Consider the following 19,152-nt stretch of genomic DNA (forward strand, 5'->3'; position numbering starts at 1 on the left):
TCCAGCTATTTAAATAATGCTAAAACAGCTAATAATGAGAATTGGGCTCAACTCACTGTCGAGCCCAGCAATGTTTATATGATTCCTAAAGTTTTCGTTCTAAACTCCAAAGTAAAAGTTAAAAACGATGTTGATATTGAACACCAAGTAAAACAGCGTCAGCGCTAACATCTGCAGTAATATTGGAACTCGTTCCTGGAATCGTCGTCAGGCTTTCGTCAATATTTTGTGATTCTCCGATAATAAAGCCGATACCTACATCCACCGAGTTGTCATCAGTGAAGTGGTAAGTTCCTCCAACAGTCACCCAGTGACGGTTTACATCAGGTATCGATAAAGAGGTTAGCTCGTCGGTTGGAGATATGTCGTACATGTAACCCGCTCGTAGCACGACGTCTTTCGACATTGTGTAAGTCCCCCCCACCGATACATGCCCTGCATCCTTCCATTGATACTCTTTAATTGAGTCGTCATAAGAGTCTGAAGTCAGTGAATCAAACTCAGACCAATTCACCCATTGCAGGCTATAGTGGAATGCCCATTGCTCGTTAAGTTGATGCCAACCAGAAAACTCCAATGTATCTGGCAGTGGTACATTCATCTTGTCGGCAGGAACTCCACCTTTCGTAATATCTCCTTCAACTTCGATATCCGGGCTATATCGATAAGTAATACCAAACCTGTTGTTTTCATTAACTTGGTAAGTAGCACCTATATTGGCGCCCAATCCAAATCCATCAGCATCAACGTCTAGCAGGTTTTTCCTGTGAATTTCGCCTTCCCCGTAGATGACATCGAGCCCAGCACCTAAATTGATTTTCTCAGACAGCTCATAGGCAACCGCAAAACCTACATTAATACTCGATAACGCTGTTTTCCCACCAAACTCATCCGCTTCGAACGAGTCATCAAATTCCACATCGGTACCGAAGTTAGAATGTACGGTGGCACCTAAGGTAAATTTAGAGCCTTGAATAGGATGAACATAATGAAGGTTTGGAACCAATGTTCCCGCATCAAGAGATTGATCATCGAGTGTTTCTGTATTGCCTATCATCGGCGTGTAGCTCACATTAGAGACATCGATACCACTATCGATATAGATAGCACCGACAGAGAGTGTAGGTTGCTCGATGTAAGCCATCGCAGCACTGTTCTTAGCGACGATCGCAGCACTATCCGCCATTACAGCGTCACCGGCAAACGCGCGACCTAAACCCGTTGCAGACTGCGCGTTAAGTTGGAATCCAGCCGCGTTGGTCAAGCAAGGAACAAGAGCAGCTGCAGTGCCCAATAAAAGTTTATTCTTCATTTTGAGGCACCTCTGTTTCGATATGATCTTCGTTATTGATGACGACGACAGCACCGTCACTCATTACCATTGAAGCAACAGCCACTTGCTGAGTGTCGACAGCTTCAAGCACATCCGACATATTGTCGCCTGGCATACCCGGTAGTCCATTTTCATCAACGGGACCTTCATAAGGAAACAAATAGGTTCCATGTCCGCCGGTGGTTGTTCTTACCGCTCCGCGCTTTTGTACTGTATTTTCCGATGTACCTGTAATTGGCTCTAAACCAAGCGCAGTAATCAACGGCTCAGTACCTGTTCGAATATTGTCTGGAGCTATGTTTGGAATAACGCTATCCGGAACGTAATCAACTCCTACGTCGCAAGTCTCACCGCAATCTCCAACAGCAGCTAACAAAAGAGTTGGTTGCTGTGCTTCAATTTGACGAGAAATGAAACTCGCCGGGTCCGCACTATCAATTGTTGTTTGAACACCCTGCTTAAGGTCGGTGACCACTAAACTGAAAATGTCATCCTCTAATTGGCTCACAAGTAACGCGTTGTCTGTTGAAAGTGCGACAAACTCACGTAGCGCTTCAATACACTCTTGATTCGTTGCATCCGTAGTACAGACATCGGGGATGACCGTTTCAGCAATACCACGCTGCACGTCTGGGGACTGTTTGACCCCTTCAGACATCTCTGGACCTAAAGTTTGAGATGACAGAACCAGATTAGTGAGCCCTTGGCCAGGGACAACAAAGTTCACCGTGTTAAATTCAAAATTGGAATTAGTATCCGAGTGAAAATCACGGCTTGCTTGGCTAAACTCACTCACCATCACCGACATAATTCCCCCCAGTGATTGTCCGATTAAATGAACCTTATCGTTGTCAACCCAGCCTTCTTGGCTCAGCGCATAGCGTAAACCCAGAAAATCTGAAACCGATTGTTGGAGGTTAGAACGAAGCGCTAAAGGAGAATCAATATTGATGAAGAACGCCTTGTTCGCTCGAGCACTTATTTCTACTTGTTCCGGACTTGAGTCATGACGCACTCTTTCCCCGTGATACGGCATATCAATAGCAACAACGGCATAACCTTTTTTCGTGTATTCTGCAGCCATCAGAGATGCAGTACTTCGCTCAGCGGTAACACCGTGGATAAAAATAGCGACCGGTAACTCTATAAAGCTACCCCAGTTGAACTCTTTTGGTACGTATATGTCTGCTGTTATCTCGAGATCTTCTGTTAGTTTGGGGATCGGATTGTCAGCAGTAGGGAAACCACCGTCAGTGTTGGTGATCCATTCATAAAGTGGTGGACAATTTTTCTTCGGATCAAATTCATCGACGGTACATTCCGCTTCCCTTTCTTTAGTGAAAGGTAAGTAAGATGGGATTTTTAGGACCTTTGTGTATAAATTGTACCCGCGTTTTTCCTCTTTAAGTTCAGGAAGGACACTAGAGAAAGAACTCCCATACAATAAATGGCTTCTTCTCATCGCATCCAGAGGGGAATAAGCGCTCTGAGTTTTAAATTGAGCAGCATATACAGGAACACCCTTCTCTGGATAAAGTGCATAATATGAGTCAATAGCATTTAGTACCTGCTCTTGAATATTCTCCTCTTTATTGCTTTGTAGCGGTACATCTGAGTATATCAATTCATCAAAACTAGAGTCTGCTTTTAAAGGCTCAGCGAATTCAGTTTTTACCCCATCGGTGACAACAATAGAATAAGTCGTCCCCGCTTTTAACCCAGATTCACATTGAATTTTAATATTCGAACCATCGGCGGATATTTGGGTACCCACTTCCTCACCTGTTTCCCCATCAATTAATACAACATTCCCCGCTAAGGTTTCATTATTCAGTGGAAAACGCTTATCAGAATTAATGCTTTGTAATGGAATTAAAATAGGCTCCGCACAAAGTCCCCAGCCGTCTAAAGCCGCGTATGAGTTATTGTAATCCTGATAGTAGGCGTCATTCATCGATGACATCGCGGCAGCGGGCTCGCCGACTCCGGTAATGGTGCCATCGTCGTCGTACCCATATCCGTCGTTCGGTTTTGGTAGTTCATTAATGTTGTAAGGAACCAATACTGAAACAGGTTCTTGAGTCGAGTCTTCAGACTGACAGCCGAGTAAGGCAAGCGTAATTAGTCCACATAAATATGGCTTATTGAATTCTTTCAAAACAGCTCCTTCGTAGCTTTAGCATTAAACTGGTGTGGTCATGCGATTTATCATTATTAGAGTTGCCATTTGAGTCAGAGATAGACTCGATTTGTTTCAGAGAGCAGGCAACACGAAGTTGGAATGACACATTGATAGAACTACGTAAGAAATTTGAGCACTTAACCCACACCCACTAAATCAGCGTCACATGCTAATGATCCAATAGCTGCTAACACCAAGCACCTTAAACCACATTAAACAACCTCAAAAAGGTATATAAGGAAATATAATTAAGCCGATAAGAATTTAAAATTCAGAAACTTAAACCTCAAAGACAACAAATTCAGCAAGTTTATATTTGTAACGGTATTTGTTATATTTAGGTTAGAACGCTTATAACAATGAGAACCCAAATGTCTGCTGAATTTATTATCAATGATGATATACAGGTCAATTTAGAAGAGAGTGAAATCCACCACTTTAAGACAGGACGTACATACCCTATTGGTTCTAATGAATCAGAGCTCCTTAAATTTTTCATCTCAAAACCTAACGAGGTGATCACACGGCAAGTCCTGATTGAACAAGTTTGGGTGTCTAAAGGTATTTACGTTGAAGATGGAAGCCTAATGCAAACCATCTCAATCTGCAGGAAAGCACTAGAAGATAAGAGTGGAATGATCATCGTCACTGAACGTGGCAAAGGATATCGATTCGCAGGTCAAGTAACGCAAGATAAAGAAGGTGCACTTCGTAAGATTCAAGCGCAAGCAAAGCAAGATTCGCAACAAACATTAGAGGTTGTTCCGAAAGAAGAAGCGACACAAGAAACCACAACTCCTGCGAAAAAGAGCAGTAATGTGTTGACGTTATTTGGCGTATTTACCCTTGTAGCCGTGCTATCCCATTATCTATTTTCGTACTTAGATAGAAATACCTTGGCTGAAAGCCTAACAGGAGAGCATTTTATTTCCTGTAAGATAGAAACCGATGAATTTACTTTTAACGAGCTCTACAACGTTACTCTTTATGAATATAAAGATCGAAAAATCATTATCGATAATTCAGGGAATTCTTTGAGCTTCCCAAGCGAATTTAAAGGAGTGACTTGTGAATAAAGTAAAACAAATATTTTTGATAGTGGGACTGCTAGGTCTATTAGTTGGCTGGTTAACCACTTTAATACCTCAAGCGTACCTAAAAGGGCATTATTTAGCCAATACCGCTTCGATAGTAAATCCGCCTGATAAAATCATTTATAATCAGGCTTCAGTTAATATCGAATTTAAGAAAAATAATAGCTATGAACTGCTCTATGTCTCGACTAAAGAAGCGGGCTTTACTTCATCAGGTACTTACGCGGTTAGCCAACATGATATTTCGTTAGACGAAACTCAACATGAGCAGATCATTCCTAATCGAGATCTCACGTTTTACGAGAAAGTCATGATCAGTGAAGGCGCAGTTCTGTCTTCAGATGCGATGACTTACATTCCGTTGAACGATGAAGAGCTATTACTGGTGACCCAACGTGGATTAATTCATTTTTGCAAAAAGGTCATCTGTGCTGAGTTACCTGCATATTCAAATTCGGAGCCTGAATTGGATATCAATTAAATACATGCTCCGTATATAAAAAGCGCTCGTGCCTAACTACCTCTAGTTGCGAGTGATTCATCCCAATGCTGACGCCTAGCTATCCTCAATCAAGTAGGCGTCAGATCGTGAAAACAGCCACCTATGATGTGAATAATAGCCCTTCCCTGTTCATTTCGGTCACTAGGCTGATAATCCTGGCATTTTATAAACCTCGCCAACTATATGCAACAAAACCACTCAAAAGTGATCCAAGTTATATTCTAACGAATGATAAAATTTGTTTATTAACAACTAAACAACAGTAGTTAATCACGATTTACAACCACAATTAACATCAAAAAAAATGTTTGTCTTAGATCATATCAACCTCAACTATGCCTCGTGCCACAGTGCAGTTTTCTGTACATTCATTGTCATATTCTGAAACAGTTTCTTATATTTTTTTAAACTTTGTGGAGATTTCTATGTTAGAACTCTTGATCGGATTAGTGGTTACCGTCGCTGTTGGTTACTTTATTGTAAAAGGCTATAAGGCGGCGGGCGTATTACTAACAGCTGGCCTTGCTCTTCTTCTTATTACTGGCCTTATTGGTCACACAGTCTTACCAGCTAAGATAGCTTCAACAGGTAACATGGTTACCGATTCACTAGAATTCGTTAAATACATGCTTCAGTACCGTGGCGGCGGCCTAGGTATGCAAATCATGCTTCTTTGTGGTTTCGCTTCTTACATGACGCACATCGGTGCAAACAACGTGGTAGTGAAACAGTTCTCTAAGCCACTGTCTGTTATCAAATCTCCATACGCACTGCTTGTTGCTGCGTACATTGTAGCGTGTCTGATGTCTCTAGCAGTAAGTTCTGCAACGGGCCTTGGCGTGCTATTGATGGCTACCCTATTCCCAATGATGACGGCAATGGGTATTTCTCGCCCAGCTGCGGTTGCGGTATGTGCATCTCCGGCGGCTATCATTCTTTCACCAACATCGGGTGACGTAGTTATCGCTGCAGAGAAATCAGGTTTAGACCTTGACGTATTCGCGGTTCAAACGGTACTGCCAGTGTCAATCTGCGCAATCATCGTAATGGCTGCAGCGGCTTTCTTCTGGAACAAATACCTAGATAAGAAAGAAAACACGCCAATGGAAAAAGTTGATGTTTCTGAGATTGAAACAACAGCGCCTGCTTTCTATGCGGCTCTTCCTTTCCTACCTATCATCGGTGTTTTCCTATTCAACGGCCGTACCATTCCAGGGCTTAAGCTAGACATCTACACTATCGTAGTTGGCTCAATTTTCGTTGGTGCACTTGTTGATTACGTTGTGAAGAAATTCGACGGTGAAAAGACGCTAGAAGATCTAGATTCTTGTTACCAAGGTATGGCGGACGCATTTAAAGGCGTTGTAATGCTGTTAGTTGCGGCAGGTGTATTTGCTCAAGGCCTAATGTCTATCGGTGCAATTGATAACCTAATCGGTCTTGCTGAAGCAGCAGGCGCTGGCGGCATCGCACTAATGCTTATCCTCACAGGTCTAACGGTTGCTGCGGCAATTGCGACAGGTTCTGGTAATGCACCTTTCTATGCATTCGTTGAGCTTGCGCCTTCACTGGCTGCGAAGATGGGTCTAAACCCAGCGTTCCTTATTATCCCAATGCTTCAAGCATCAAACCTAGGTCGTACTATCTCTCCAGTATCTGGCGTAGTGGTAGCAACTTCAGGCATGGGTAAAATTAGCCCATTTGAAGTGGTAAAGCGTACCTCTGTACCAGTCATCTGCGGCCTTATCACGGTTATCTTCGGAACACTTGTTCTAGTACCAATGGCAGCTTAAGTCGTTAATAGTTATACAGATATATAATGCCTAAACAAAAAGGCGCTGAACTTAATAAGTTCAGCGCCTTTTTTAATATCACTCTGCAACACCTTTACAGCTATGGAGAGGCGGATTGAATAATACGGCTTGAAATAGTGTTATTTCAAAGGACCAAGCCCTACTTCATTTCACCATAGCGTTCTAGGTAAAGAACCGTTGCAGCTGTACGAGAAGGTACTTGCAGCTTTTTCAGCAAGCTCTTCATATGTACCTTAACTGTCGATTCAGAAATAAACAGGTGGTCCGCGATTTGCTTGTTACGGTAACCTTTCGCAACTTCTTGCAGGATCTGCATTTCACGTTCCGTCAATTGGTCAAAAATGTCGTTGCGGCTACCTGCGTCACTTAGGTAACGAGCAACTACACTACTGTATGCCTTGTCACCACCGTGTGCTTGCTTAAGAAGTTCGATCAATTCATCAGGCTCGGTGTCTTTCAGCAAGTAACCATCAGCACCCGCTTTTACAATCGCTTCAATGTCTGCAGGGCTGTCAGAGACCGTCAGGATTACAATGTTTGCGCTAGAACCGTCAGTGCGAAGTGCTTTCAAGGTATCTAAACCAGACATGCCCTTCATATTGAGATCCAAAAGGATCAAATCAGGTTCTTCTTCATGAGCAAGAGCAACCGCTTCAGTGCCGTTACTTGCTTCTGCAATCACTTCGAATTCGTCTTCAAAGCTCAGTAATTGGCTTATACCTCTGCGCATCAATGGATGATCATCAACCAGCATTACTTTACAAATCGTCAACTTTAACTTCCTTCAAACTTTTATATTTCAATATGACTGTACAGCCTTCACCTTGCGCCGCTTCAATCGTCAAGTCGCCATTCAGTCTTGCCGCACGCTCCTGCATAATGCTCATCCCGTAGTGGTTCACCTTGGAACTACTTGAGTCAAAGCCATCTCCATTATCTTTTATCACGACTAATACTTCACCGTCCTCATCGATACAGCATACATCTATCAAGTCGGCATTGGCGTGTTTTATTGCATTTATTGTTGCTTCACGAATCAATTGAAGCAAGTGAACCTGACTATGCGCATCAAGCTCGATCGATGAGAGATTATTAGTGAGGTTAATCTTCGCATCGGTTCTCTCGCTGAGCTCCTCAAGCATGGTACTTAAGGCGTCTCCAAAGTTGCCCTCTTTAATGGTCAACCTAAATGTGGTGAGTAGTTCTCTTAACTGGGTATAAGCGTCGGCTAAGCCGTTTCCGATCTCAGACGCTATTTGTTCAGATTGCTCTCGGTGCTGTTGCTCTGGCAGTTTGCCAATCACACGCTTTAATAGTGTAACTTGGATTTTCAAGTACGACAGTGATTGAGCCAATGAATCGTGGAGTTCACGTGCAATCGTGGCACGCTCTTCCATGATAATAAGCTGTTCAGCTTTCTTTTGAGCACGATTGTAGTAGATCGCTCTCGATAGCAGTTGAATGAAGCTTTCGATCAGAGCTTTAGTTGAGTGCCCGTGGTGATATGAACAGTATAAATAGCCGAGAATAAGTTCGTTATCGTCGAGTTTCATCTCAAACTTTTCGTAGTCTAAATTCGAATCGTAACCTTCATCCATAATCAACGAACGGCCTGAGTTATCTACAATCTCGAGCCTCAGTGATCCAATCCCTTCCAAGCTCACGAGATGCTGCAAGATAGCTCGGAAGTTTTCAGGAGCAATACGCGTAACCGTGAGCTCTTGTGACGAGTTATAAAGTGCCTGCAGCGACTGGTTCGCATTTTGCAGCTCAATCGTCTTGGCATCCACCACATCTTCAAGGTTTCGATAAAGCACGCCTAAATCTTTGGCCATCGAGTTGAAGGTTTTGGTCAAAATGCCCATTTCGTTGTTACTGGTCACTTTGAGTTCTACCTCGAAGTCGCTGTTTTTGATTCTTTGGCTCGCACCGACAAGAGCATGTAGCGGTTTAACAACCTGTTTACGTACAAAATGAACAACAAAAAGAGATATGACGAGAATTCCGCCCAAACCGATACCACCAGCCCACGCCAGTTTAATCAATTTGTCTTCTGAGAATTCTTGCAGTTTAAAAACAAATCCATCGATCTCAGTTACGAAGTTTTCAACCAACACGAGATAGTGTTTACGGTCTTCACTATTCAGAACGCGTTTCAATTCATGCCAACGGCCAATAATTAGGTAGTAGTCTTCTGTGATATCCGTCGGAACATCCCAACTCACCAATTTAGTCATCGAAGGCGAATAAAGTGAACTTTCAAACTCACGGATATGGGAATCGAAATCAACAGATTCTATTTGAATATCATGGGCTAAACGATAGCTTTGCATACGCATCGAACCGGCTACATTGACAGCCTCAGCATCGTTCAGGCTTGAAGCTAAGGTAAAGATAGCAAAGCCAGTAGTAGCAACGGACAACAGCAATATAGAGAGTAATGACTTAGCTATTGTACTAGTAACAGATGAGACCGGTTTTATAAGCAAACGTGACTTCCTATTGATATATAACTTGCTATTAGGCTCGTATTGTCACACATCAAAAATCATAGCTCCATTCAATATGTGATCACTCGCCTCGTAATTTATTGATCTATGACAATATATACCCCCAATTAGCCCTTAGGGGGTATTTATACAATTGTTTCTAAACCTACACTACTTGTGATGACAAATTACAAGATATTAATGAAATAATGACCTACAATTACAACATCTTAGCAACATCTAGGGGTTTTTAGTGGTAGATCTGTCAAAACGTCGTCTGTTTTCTAGAAAAAAAGTCGATTCAAGCCAAATTCGTTTGCCTTGGATTAATAACCTAGAGAGCTTTGTAGATGATTGCACTCGCTGCGGAAAATGCATCGAGAGTTGTGAGACTAAGATAATCATTGTAGGTGATGGTGGGTTCCCCACTGTCGATTTCTCTATCGATGAATGTACTTTCTGCTATCAATGTGCAGACGTTTGTCCGGAACCCATTTTTAAGCCAAAGCAAGGAGAGCCTTGGCAAGCAAAAGCACGTATTTCTGATAAGTGTTTAGCGCAACAAAATGTTGAATGCCGAAGCTGTGGTGACATGTGTGAACCTATGGCCATTCAATTTCAACTTAGAGCAGGCAGTGTTGCTCTACCAAAAATCGAGTTAGATGAGTGTAGCGGTTGTGGAGCCTGCGTAGCAGTTTGCCCTACTTCAGCTATTCTTGTGAGTAATGCATAAATAAAAATAACGAGAGCAATTTATGGCACTAAATGAAGTGCATATATCAAGTTTAGTCGTGCATGTGAGCCCAGAGCATCTCAATGAGATCAAAGCTGAGATCGAACAATTCGATAACGCTGAAATCTACGGAGATAGCCCTGAAGGCAAAATCATCGTGGTCCTGGAAACCGAGAACCAAGGTTTTGTAACGGACACCATCGAAGCAATAAACAACATTAAGAACGTTTTAGGGACAGCTTTGGTTTATCACCAAATCGAAACTGGACTAGAAGAAACGGATTTAGAAACTGGAAGCAACAATTCTCAACTTGAGGGTGAAGTATGAAAATGACAAGACGTGCGTTTGTGAAAGCAAACGCAGCTGCATCAGCGGCAGCCGTTGCAGGTGTAACACTACCGGCAACAGCAACCAACCTGATTGCTAGCTCAGATCAAACAAAAATCACGTGGGATAAAGCGCCTTGTCGTTTTTGTGGTACGGGCTGTTCGGTACTAGTAGGTACTCAAAACGGCAAAGTGGTTGCGACTCAAGGCGACCCAGAAGCACCGGTAAACAAAGGCCTTAACTGTATCAAAGGCTACTTCCTTTCAAAAATCATGTACGGCAAAGACCGTCTAGAACAACCTCTTCTTCGTATGAAAGATGGCGAGTTCCATAAAGATGGTGATTTCGCACCAGTATCTTGGGACAAAGCGTTCGACGTGATGGCTGAGAAATGGAAAGCGTCTCTTAAGAAGAACGGCCCAACAGGTGTTGGTATGTTCGGTTCTGGTCAGTGGACAGTTATGGAAGGCTACGCAGCCGTTAAGATGATGAAAGCGGGTTTCCGTTCAAACAACATCGATCCAAACGCTCGTCACTGTATGGCTTCTGCGGTAGGTGCATTCATGCGTACCTTCGGTATCGATGAGCCAATGGGTTGTTACGATGACTTTGAACACGCAGACGCATTTGTACTGTGGGGTTCAAACATGGCAGAAATGCACCCAGTACTATGGACTCGTATTACAGACCGTCGTCTAAGCCACCCACACGTTCAAGTAAACGTACTATCTACGTACTACCACCGTTCTTTTGAGCTTGCTGACACTGGTTACATCTTCAACCCTCAGTCTGACCTTGCGATCGCTAACTTCATCGCAAACTACATCATTCAAAACGATGCGGTTAACTGGGACTTCGTAAACAAGCACACGCACTTCAAACAGGCAACAACTGACATTGGTTACGGCCTTCGTGATGACGACCCACTACAGAAAGCAGCAGCAAACCCTAACTCAGGTGCAATGACTGCAATCACTTTCGAAGAGTACAAAGCAGCAGTTGCAGAGTACACAGTAGAAAAAGCATCTGAAATGTCAGGCGTATCTGAAGAGAACCTGATCAAACTTGCTAAGCAATACGCGGATCCAAACATCAAAGTAATGTCTCTATGGACAATGGGTATGAACCAACATACTCGTGGTGTATGGATGAACAGCCTTGTGTACAACATCCACCTTCTAACAGGTAAGATTTCTACTCCAGGTAACAGCCCATTCTCACTAACGGGCCAACCATCTGCGTGTGGTACAGCTCGTGAAGTAGGTACGTTCTCTCACCGTCTACCTGCAGATATGGTGGTTGCTAACCCTAAACACCGTAAGATTGCAGAAGACATCTGGAAACTTCCAGAAGGCACTATCCCAGCAAAACCTGGTAAACACGCTGTTGCTCAAGACCGTGCATTAAAAGACGGTACTATCAACGCTTACTGGGTAATGTGTAACAACAACATGCAAGCTGGTCCAAACATCAACACTGAGCGTCTACCTGGTTACCGTAACCCAGATAACTTCATTGTTTGTTCAGACCCGTACCCAACAGCAACCGCTCAAGCGGCTGACCTTATCCTTCCTACAGCAATGTGGATTGAGAAAGAAGGTGCTTACGGTAACGCTGAGCGTCGTACACAAGCATGGTACCAACAAGTGAAAACGGTAGGTGAAGCTAAGTCTGACCTATGGCAAATCATGGAGTTCTCTAAACGCTTCACTATTGAAGAAGTTTGGGGTGAAGAACTGGTTGCGAAAATGCCTGAGTACCGTGGCAAAACCATGTACGACGTGCTTTACAAAAACGGCAATGTTGATGCTTTCCCTCTGTCTGAAGCTCAAGAGCTTAACGACGATGCACAAGCACAAGGTTTCTACGTTCAAAAAGGTCTATTCGAAGAATACGCAGCCTTTGGTCGCGACCACGGTCACGATTTAGCACCATACGATACTTACCACAAAGTACGCGGCCTACGCTGGCCAGTTGTTGACGGTAAAGAAACACTATGGCGCTTTAAAGAAGGCTCAGATCCATACGCTAAGAAAGGTTCTGGTTGGGACTTCTACGGCAAGCCAGATGGTAAAGCACTGATCATCAATGCTCCATACGAAGCGCCACCTGAAGTACCAAACGATGAATACGATATGTGGCTATGTACAGGTCGTGTTCTTGAGCACTGGCACACAGGTACTATGACTCGTCGTGTACCAGAACTTTACAAGGCAGTACCGGATGCACTTTGTTACATGCACCCTGCTGACGCTAAAGCTCGTGGCTTACGCCGTGGTGATGAAGTTCTTATCGAAAACAAACGTGGTGAAGTTCGTGTGCGTGTTGAAACTCGCGGCCGTAACCGTCCACCACAAGGCTTGGTATTCGTACCGTTCTTTGATGCAAGAATTCTGATCAACAAGTTGATCTTGGATGCAACGGATCCTCTGTCTAAACAGACGGACTACAAGAAGTGTCCAGTTAAGATCACTAAAGTTGCTTAAGCCCTAGGCTTAGAGAAACGATCTTAAGTATTTAATATTGTGGCTACTTTTTCACCATTTAGAAAGAGTAGCCCTCTCAAAGAATTAGCCTTTAGGCGGAGAAATTAACATGAAAAAACTGATTACTGCCCTACTATCAGCTGGTCTTTTGCTAGCTGGCGTGGCTCAAGCTGAGCTGGATAACCCTGGCGGCATTGGTGGCGTAGAGTCTTTACGTGGTGTAAGTGAACTTGAAGCAACGCGTGCAGCAGACGACTTCAAAAAGTACCCTCGCGACCAAGTGCTTGAGAGCGATTACGTATACCAACCACCATTGGTACCTCACAATATCCGTAGCTACGAAGTCTCTCTGAACGCAAACAAATGTCTGTCTTGCCACAGCTGGAAAAATGCGAAAGAGATGGGTGCAACAAAAATTAGTGTTACTCACTACATGAACCGTGAAGATGCAGTACTTGCTGACGTTTCACCTCGTCGTTACTTCTGTCTGCAGTGTCACGTTCCTCAAGCTAATGCGAAACCATTAGTAGAGAACGAGTTCAAACCTGTTGACTCACTACGCTAATCTTAGCCGTATTGTAGAGAGGCTATTATATGAAATTATTGAAAGCGTTTTGGAAAAGACTGACAACTCCAAGTAAAGCAGCCGTAGGCCTTGTACTTTTCTTGGGGTTCTCTGGTGGTCTTTTATTCTGGGGGGCATTTAACACGGGTATGGAAGCAACCAATACAGAAGAGTTCTGTTCTGGCTGTCACGCACCTATCGTTGAAGAGATCCAAGAGACGATTCACTACTCTAACCGTTCAGGCGTTCGTGCAATCTGTTCAGACTGTCACGTACCGCATGAGTGGACGGATAAGATTGTTCGTAAAGTTCAAGCATCAAAAGAGCTATATGCTCACTTTATTTCAAAGACGATTGATACGCCTGAGAAATTCAAAGAGCGTCGTCATCACTTAGCTGAGCGCGAATGGGCTCGATTGAAGAAGAACGATTCACTTGAGTGTCGTAACTGTCACCAGTTCGATTACATGGACTTCTCCGAACAGAGTCCTCGTAGTGCGAAACAACACTCAACAGCGCTGGCTTCTGGTGAGAAGACATGTGTAGACTGCCACAAAGGCATCGCACATAAACTACCAGACATGCATGGCGTTGAAGGCTGGCAATAAGGAGCAATTGAATGAGTACTTTAGAGAGCGTAATTTGGCATATCCTAGGTTACAGTGCTATGCCAGTTATCATTCTTGGTGGCTTCGTAGGTGTTGCAGCCGTGTCTCTTTGGATTTTATCTATGGGTAAAGACAAAGAAATCGATTAAGAATCGACATTACATCAACGCTATCAGTTATTCTTAAGATAGGTTGACACGAAAAAGCCACTGAATTCAGTGGCTTTTTTATTGTTTCACGTTCTGTACTTTCAAATACGTATACGTACTTTAGGCTTCACTTTCCGGTACGTCTTTCTCTGCGACTTCTGTATCAACGTTCTCTTTATCGACGATAGGAAGTACCTGTTTTACGTAGTTACCCGGCGCCTTGCCAATTACAGGGTGCAGCTCAGAACCTTGATTAAACGGTTCGATTTTCTCATCTGCTTCAAAGCCCTGCAGCCATTGATTCCAGTGAGTCCACCATGAGCCTTCATTGTGAGTCGCATTCGATAGCCACTCGTCTGCAGAATCATCCAAGTTATCGTTTAGCCAGAATCCATACTTTTTCTTGTCTGGGTGATTAACAATGCCTGCAATATGACCAGACTCTCCAAGCACAAACGTTTTATTACCACCGGTATTCAGTGCGCCGCGGTAAGTCCCCTGCCATAAGGCAATATGGTCTTCTTTAGCCGAGATGAAGTAGCTTGGTATTTTGATCTTATTCAGGTCAATCCAGACACCGCCTACTTTCACGCCTTTGTCTTGAACAAGTTTATTCTCAAGGTAGAGTTCACGCAGCAAAAAATTATGGCATTTAGCTGCAACGTTAGTGCTGTCACTGTTCCAGTACAACAGATCAAACTCCATTGGGCTGCTGCCTTTTAGGTAGTTATCAATGTAGTAGTTCCAGTACAGGCTGTTTTCACGAAGCAAACTGAATGTCACGCTTAATGAACGACCATCCATGAACCCTTTAGCATCGTTCTGTTTCTCAATGGCGTTAATGATCGTTTCATTGATATATGCGCCAACCTCTCCCGGCTGAGAGAAGTCTAATAGAGTCGTAAAGAAGGTCGCGGTTTTAATGCGTTTCTTCATTCTTTTAGCAGCATAGTAAGCGACCGTTGAAGCGAGAACAGTACCACCAATGCAGTAACCTGCAGCATTGATTTGCTCTTTACCCGTGATATCTTCAATTGCCGTCACGGCTTTCGCTACGCCTTCCGTGACATAGTCACCGAACTCTAAGTCTTTTTGCGCTTCACCTGGGTTGCGCCAAGACATCATGAAGACGCTGTGCCCTTGCTCAAGCAACCAACGAACCATTGAGTTCTTTTCACGAAGGTCGAGAATGTAATACTTATTGATGAATGGAGGAACGATCAACAAAGGCGTCGCGTTCACTTGAGGTGTTTTTGGGTAGTATTGAATAAGCTCGAACAGCTCGTTTTGAAAAACGACATCACCTTCCGTGTTCGCAACATCAACACCTAATCGGAAGGCATTATTGTTGGTCATACGGATCTTTAGGATATCCGCGCTCGCTTCAACATCAGCTTGTAGCTGTTCAAGCCCATCTAGCAAGTTTTCACCATTGCGCTCAAGCGTTAGCTTCATCAACTCTGGGTTAGTCGCAATGAAGTTACTAGGAGAAAGAGCATTGATAGCCTGACGTGAAAAGAACGCCACACGTTCCTTGGTTTTCTCGTCTATGCCTTCGATTGAATTAATGGTGTCTATATAGCTTTTGCTGAATAACAAATAAGACTGCTTGATAAAGCTGTAAAACGGGTCATTTTTCCACGCTTCATCAATAAAGCGTTTATCACTGCGCTCTTCAGTAATGACGCTTTCGGTATTACCCATCAGTGCGGCATTTTGCCAAATCTTAAGTTGCTGTTCCCACCACTGGGATTGTAACTGAAGGAGAACGGCGGGTTGGTTAGCGGCTTGCTCGAAGATTTTTGACGCATCATCAAAATTCAACTCTTGCATCGCTTGATTTAGGGGAGATTGCGCGGCTTCCTTGTTTTGTTCAAAGTTTTCCCACCATTGCAGGTTTGTTTGTTGAAGTTTAACAAGGTAGTCCGAAAAGAAGTGTTGAAACATAACATGACTCCAATAATCGGAAAATCGCCACCGAGCCTCACAGTAAGCACTGTGCTGATTCGATGGCGATTTTATTTATGCAGGCGTAACTGTTTTCAAGTTTTCAGTCGTTAGTGTTTCAACATCTTCTTTGAACTCTTTTGCCACAGCTTGAAGCTTAGCACTGTCACTCATCATCTGTTGAGAGAGTTGAGTTAACGCTGCTAGTTGCTGGCTGTTGAATGCCGTAAGGCTGTTCACATCTTTAATTTCACTTACTGCTTTCATTTGAGCAAGACCCATATCCGTGTAAGTCTGCATCGCATTCATTTGCAATTCCGTCATTGTTTGAACGTTCTTTGCAACCAACTTGTTGAACTTGAAGTACGGTTCAAATTGCTTTTCAGTTTGGTCAGTAATCGTTTTAAAAATATCCGTGTACATAAGTAACTCCTGATGAATACATAGTGTAGTAAATTGGTACTGATATCGTTTCAGTTAAGGTGCGATGGTTTGCTAACGCACCTTGTAGACTGCAGCGATAAATTGTTTAGCTTGCCAACGATACATCCGGCGTTAACCTTCAATACCCTTAAGCAGAACAGCGGTTCCCATTCCCCCACCGACGCAGAGTGAAGCAACGCCATAACTGGTCTTTTGCTCAAGCATTTCGTGGATGAGTGAAACAATGATTCGGTTGCCTGACGCTCCTAGAGGATGACCTAGGGCAATCGCGCCGCCATTGACATTCACTTTTGGTTTAAAGGCTTCAAGAGGCAGATCGTGTTGCTCTGATAACTGATACATCACACCTAAAGCTTGAGCCGCAAACGCTTCGTTTAATTCAAAAAGATCAACTTGCTCGAGTGTTAAGTCAGCTTTATCCAGCGCTTTAGATACAGCCTCTACTGGACCCAATCCCATGATCTTTGGGTCTAATCCAGATTGTGCGTAGCTTGTTAGCTCGACCAGTGGTGTCAGGCCGTATTTTGTTACAGCATTCTCTGAAGCCAATATGATTGCACTCGCGCCATCATTGATACCTGAAGCGTTGCCCGCAGTGACCGTACCTTCACGGTCGAATGCAGGACGAAGCTTTTGCAAACCTTCGAACGTTGCATCCGCTTTCGGATATTCATCGGTATCAAAGGTGACGGTCTGCCTGCGCTGTTTCACTTCAACAGGCACAATTTGCTCATCAAACTTACCCGCTTCAATCGCAGCTACCGCTTTTTGTTGGCTTTCTAGCGCGTAGTTGTCTTGAGCAAGGCGCGATATATTCAATGCATTCGCAATGTTCTCCGCAGTCACACCCATGTGGTAATGATTGAAAGCATCCGTCAGACCATCGCCAACAAGCAGATCTTTCATCGAAATGTCGCCCATTTTGTGTCCGTTACGAATACTTGGCGGAAGCACGAAAGGGATTTGAGACATCACTTCCACGCCCGCAGCAACCACGATTTCTGCATCTTGCGCTTTAATATGAGCTGCAGCGTCCATGACTGATTTCATACCACTACCGCAGATCATATTAACGCCGTAAGCTGGAGTCTCTTCAGGTAGCCCTGCGTAGATTGAAGCCTGACGTGCAACGCCCATACCTTGCCCTGCTGAGATCACGTTACCTACGATCACTTCATCAATGACATCTAGAGGAAGAGCTACTGAATCCAGAGCACCTTTAATTGCTACGCCAGCCAACTCACCCGCACTAACGTTTTTCAATGAACCCGTAAATGAACCAATTGGTGTACGTTTCGCTGCAACAATAAATACTTTTTCCATCATTCAATTCCTGTCAGTTTCGCCAATTAGTGCATGTACAAGCCGCCATTTACAGACAAAGTCTCGCCCGTAATATACGCACCTGAATCGCTTGCTAGGAATCCAACCGCTTCGGCAATTTCCACTGGTGTTGCTAAACGTTTCATTGGGATTTGGTTCTTGATTGAATCCAATACTTCAGGCTTCATTTGCTCAACCATTGGGGTTGCAGTGTAGCCAGGGGCAATCACGTTCACTGTTACGCCACTGCGAGCGCCTTCTGCAGCTAAGGCTTTCGAAAAACCAATCATCCCAGCTTTTGCCGCCGAGTAGTTGGTTTGTCCGAATTGCCCTTTAAGGCCATTCACTGACGAGATATTGATGACACGGCAGTTTCCTTTCTCACACATAGGTGCGAACAGCGGTTGAGTCACGTTGAACAAACTGTTTAAGTTCGTTTCGATAACCTCTTTCCACGCTTCGGCGTTCATCTTTTTAAATACGCTATCACGTGTGATGCCAGCGTTATTAACGAGAACATCAACGGTTCCCTCTTCCTCTAATAACTTGCTCAAGCTCAATGCGCACTCTTCTGTATTGGTGACATCCAATTCAAACAATCTCACTTGATCTTCAGTAAATTGTTTCTCGTTGAACCAATCCAATGCACACTGGTAGTTTCCGGTAAAGTACGTTGCAATTACACGATATCCGTCGGCGACCAACTTAGATGATATAGCCGATCCGATACCGCCCTTTGACCCTGTAATTAAAGCAAGTTTTTTCATTAATGGTTCCATCCCTTACAAGCAATTAAATAACAATGATGTTAATAAGATAATGTCTTACTCGATAATTAATCTTTTCATTTCTCTTTAATTAAACACTACATATCAAAATCAAAATTTATTATTACAAACAGAAAATAATTTCTATTGATGTCTAGAAACCTGACTTGGATCTCAAAAACCGTGAAATGTTGCACATATGTAAAGCCACACCAAACCATTGATTTTAAACAGATATTTTTAATATTACTTGTATCAACAAAACGATAAGTCACTGTAAAACCAAGATAAAAATATAATCCGCACCTTGTTTCAATAAGAATGCAATATTGAATTTACAATTTATTGACTACCGAAATAGTAGTAAAGCTGTCTCTTATACACATCT

The 19,152-nt window shown here is 43.4% G+C and carries 17 protein-coding genes; 9 read left to right on the forward strand and 8 right to left on the reverse strand.

The window, feature by feature from the left end:
- Positions 1-118 precede the first annotated feature (118 nt).
- Together F0228_RS23175 and F0228_RS23180 are read right to left on the reverse strand one after the other, a co-directional pair.
- On the reverse strand, positions 119-1,312 hold the full coding sequence (locus tag F0228_RS23175; protein ID WP_061030861.1) for an outer membrane protein transport protein: 1,194 nt from the start codon (positions 1,310-1,312) through the stop codon (positions 119-121).
- Positions 1,302-3,491 (reverse strand): lipase, encoded by a 2,190-nt coding sequence (locus tag F0228_RS23180; protein ID WP_253820324.1) that lies wholly within the window; start codon positions 3,489-3,491, stop codon positions 1,302-1,304. Before F0228_RS23180 ends, F0228_RS23175 begins: the two co-directional genes overlap by 11 nt.
- 395 nt (positions 3,492-3,886) lie before the next feature.
- Between F0228_RS23180 and F0228_RS23185 the strand changes: the two genes are divergently transcribed.
- From F0228_RS23185 to dcuC, 3 genes are all read left to right on the forward strand, one after another.
- A complete protein-coding gene (locus tag F0228_RS23185; RefSeq protein ID WP_061030860.1) occupies positions 3,887-4,591 on the forward strand; it encodes a winged helix-turn-helix domain-containing protein in 705 nt (234 codons plus the stop codon).
- Positions 4,584-5,090, forward strand: coding sequence for a hypothetical protein (locus F0228_RS23190; RefSeq protein WP_105058255.1), 507 nt, complete (start codon positions 4,584-4,586; stop codon positions 5,088-5,090). The genes F0228_RS23185 and F0228_RS23190 overlap by 8 nt, the downstream gene beginning before the upstream one ends.
- Positions 5,091-5,536: 446 nt before the next feature.
- Positions 5,537-6,904 carry an anaerobic C4-dicarboxylate transporter DcuC gene (dcuC, locus tag F0228_RS23195; RefSeq protein ID WP_032498406.1) on the forward strand — a complete coding sequence of 456 codons (1,368 nt, stop codon included), beginning with the start codon at positions 5,537-5,539 and terminating at the stop codon, positions 6,902-6,904.
- 160 nt (positions 6,905-7,064) lie between these two features.
- Here dcuC and F0228_RS23200 read toward each other — a convergent pair whose 3' ends face one another.
- Together F0228_RS23200 and narQ are read right to left on the reverse strand one after the other, a co-directional pair.
- Positions 7,065-7,697: a response regulator gene (locus tag F0228_RS23200; RefSeq protein ID WP_061030858.1), complete on the reverse strand. Its 633-nt coding sequence runs from the start codon at positions 7,695-7,697 to the stop codon at positions 7,065-7,067.
- Positions 7,684-9,414, reverse strand: coding sequence for a nitrate/nitrite two-component system sensor histidine kinase NarQ (gene narQ, locus F0228_RS23205; RefSeq protein WP_061030857.1), 1,731 nt, complete (start codon positions 9,412-9,414; stop codon positions 7,684-7,686). The genes F0228_RS23200 and narQ overlap by 14 nt, the downstream gene beginning before the upstream one ends.
- 253 nt (positions 9,415-9,667) lie before the next feature.
- Between narQ and napF the strand changes: the two genes are divergently transcribed.
- The 6 genes from napF to F0228_RS23235 all read left to right on the forward strand — a co-directional run bounded on the left by napF (position 9,668) and on the right by F0228_RS23235 (position 14,283).
- Positions 9,668-10,147: a ferredoxin-type protein NapF gene (napF, locus tag F0228_RS23210; RefSeq protein ID WP_061030856.1), complete on the forward strand. Its 480-nt coding sequence runs from the start codon at positions 9,668-9,670 to the stop codon at positions 10,145-10,147.
- 22 nt (positions 10,148-10,169) lie between these two features.
- The gene (locus tag F0228_RS23215) at positions 10,170-10,475 is read left to right on the forward strand and encodes a chaperone NapD (protein ID WP_017058194.1); all 306 of its coding nucleotides are present in this window, start codon (positions 10,170-10,172) and stop codon (positions 10,473-10,475) included.
- Positions 10,472-12,961 (forward strand): periplasmic nitrate reductase subunit alpha, encoded by a 2,490-nt coding sequence (napA, locus tag F0228_RS23220; RefSeq protein ID WP_171730729.1) that lies wholly within the window; start codon positions 10,472-10,474, stop codon positions 12,959-12,961. Before F0228_RS23215 ends, napA begins: the two co-directional genes overlap by 4 nt.
- A gap of 109 nt (positions 12,962-13,070) precedes the next feature.
- The gene (locus tag F0228_RS23225; protein WP_008219291.1) at positions 13,071-13,526 is read left to right on the forward strand and encodes a nitrate reductase cytochrome c-type subunit; all 456 of its coding nucleotides are present in this window, start codon (positions 13,071-13,073) and stop codon (positions 13,524-13,526) included.
- A 29-nt stretch (positions 13,527-13,555) separates the two neighbouring features.
- Positions 13,556-14,134, forward strand: coding sequence for a NapC/NirT family cytochrome c (locus F0228_RS23230; protein WP_008219293.1), 579 nt, complete (start codon positions 13,556-13,558; stop codon positions 14,132-14,134).
- Between the two features lie 11 nt (positions 14,135-14,145).
- The gene (locus F0228_RS23235; RefSeq protein ID WP_008219295.1) at positions 14,146-14,283 is read left to right on the forward strand and encodes a TIGR02808 family protein; all 138 of its coding nucleotides are present in this window, start codon (positions 14,146-14,148) and stop codon (positions 14,281-14,283) included.
- Between the two features lie 120 nt (positions 14,284-14,403).
- Here F0228_RS23235 and phaC read toward each other — a convergent pair whose 3' ends face one another.
- The 4 genes from phaC to F0228_RS23255 form a co-directional block, all read right to left on the reverse strand.
- Positions 14,404-16,230, reverse strand: coding sequence for a class I poly(R)-hydroxyalkanoic acid synthase (gene phaC, locus F0228_RS23240; protein WP_171762865.1), 1,827 nt, complete (start codon positions 16,228-16,230; stop codon positions 14,404-14,406).
- A gap of 75 nt (positions 16,231-16,305) precedes the next feature.
- Positions 16,306-16,653 carry a phasin family protein gene (locus F0228_RS23245; protein ID WP_008219299.1) on the reverse strand — a complete coding sequence of 116 codons (348 nt, stop codon included), beginning with the start codon at positions 16,651-16,653 and terminating at the stop codon, positions 16,306-16,308.
- Between the two features lie 132 nt (positions 16,654-16,785).
- Entirely contained in the window at positions 16,786-17,997 is a 1,212-nt protein-coding gene (locus tag F0228_RS23250) for an acetyl-CoA C-acetyltransferase (RefSeq protein WP_171730783.1), read from the reverse strand.
- A gap of 26 nt (positions 17,998-18,023) precedes the next feature.
- A complete protein-coding gene (locus tag F0228_RS23255; protein ID WP_061030852.1) occupies positions 18,024-18,764 on the reverse strand; it encodes an SDR family oxidoreductase in 741 nt (246 codons plus the stop codon).
- Positions 18,765-19,152 lie beyond the last annotated feature (388 nt).

Source organism: Vibrio sp. 99K-1, from assembly GCF_013114585.1.
In the GTDB taxonomy this organism is placed as follows: Bacteria; Pseudomonadota; Gammaproteobacteria; order Enterobacterales; family Vibrionaceae; genus Vibrio; species Vibrio chagasii_B.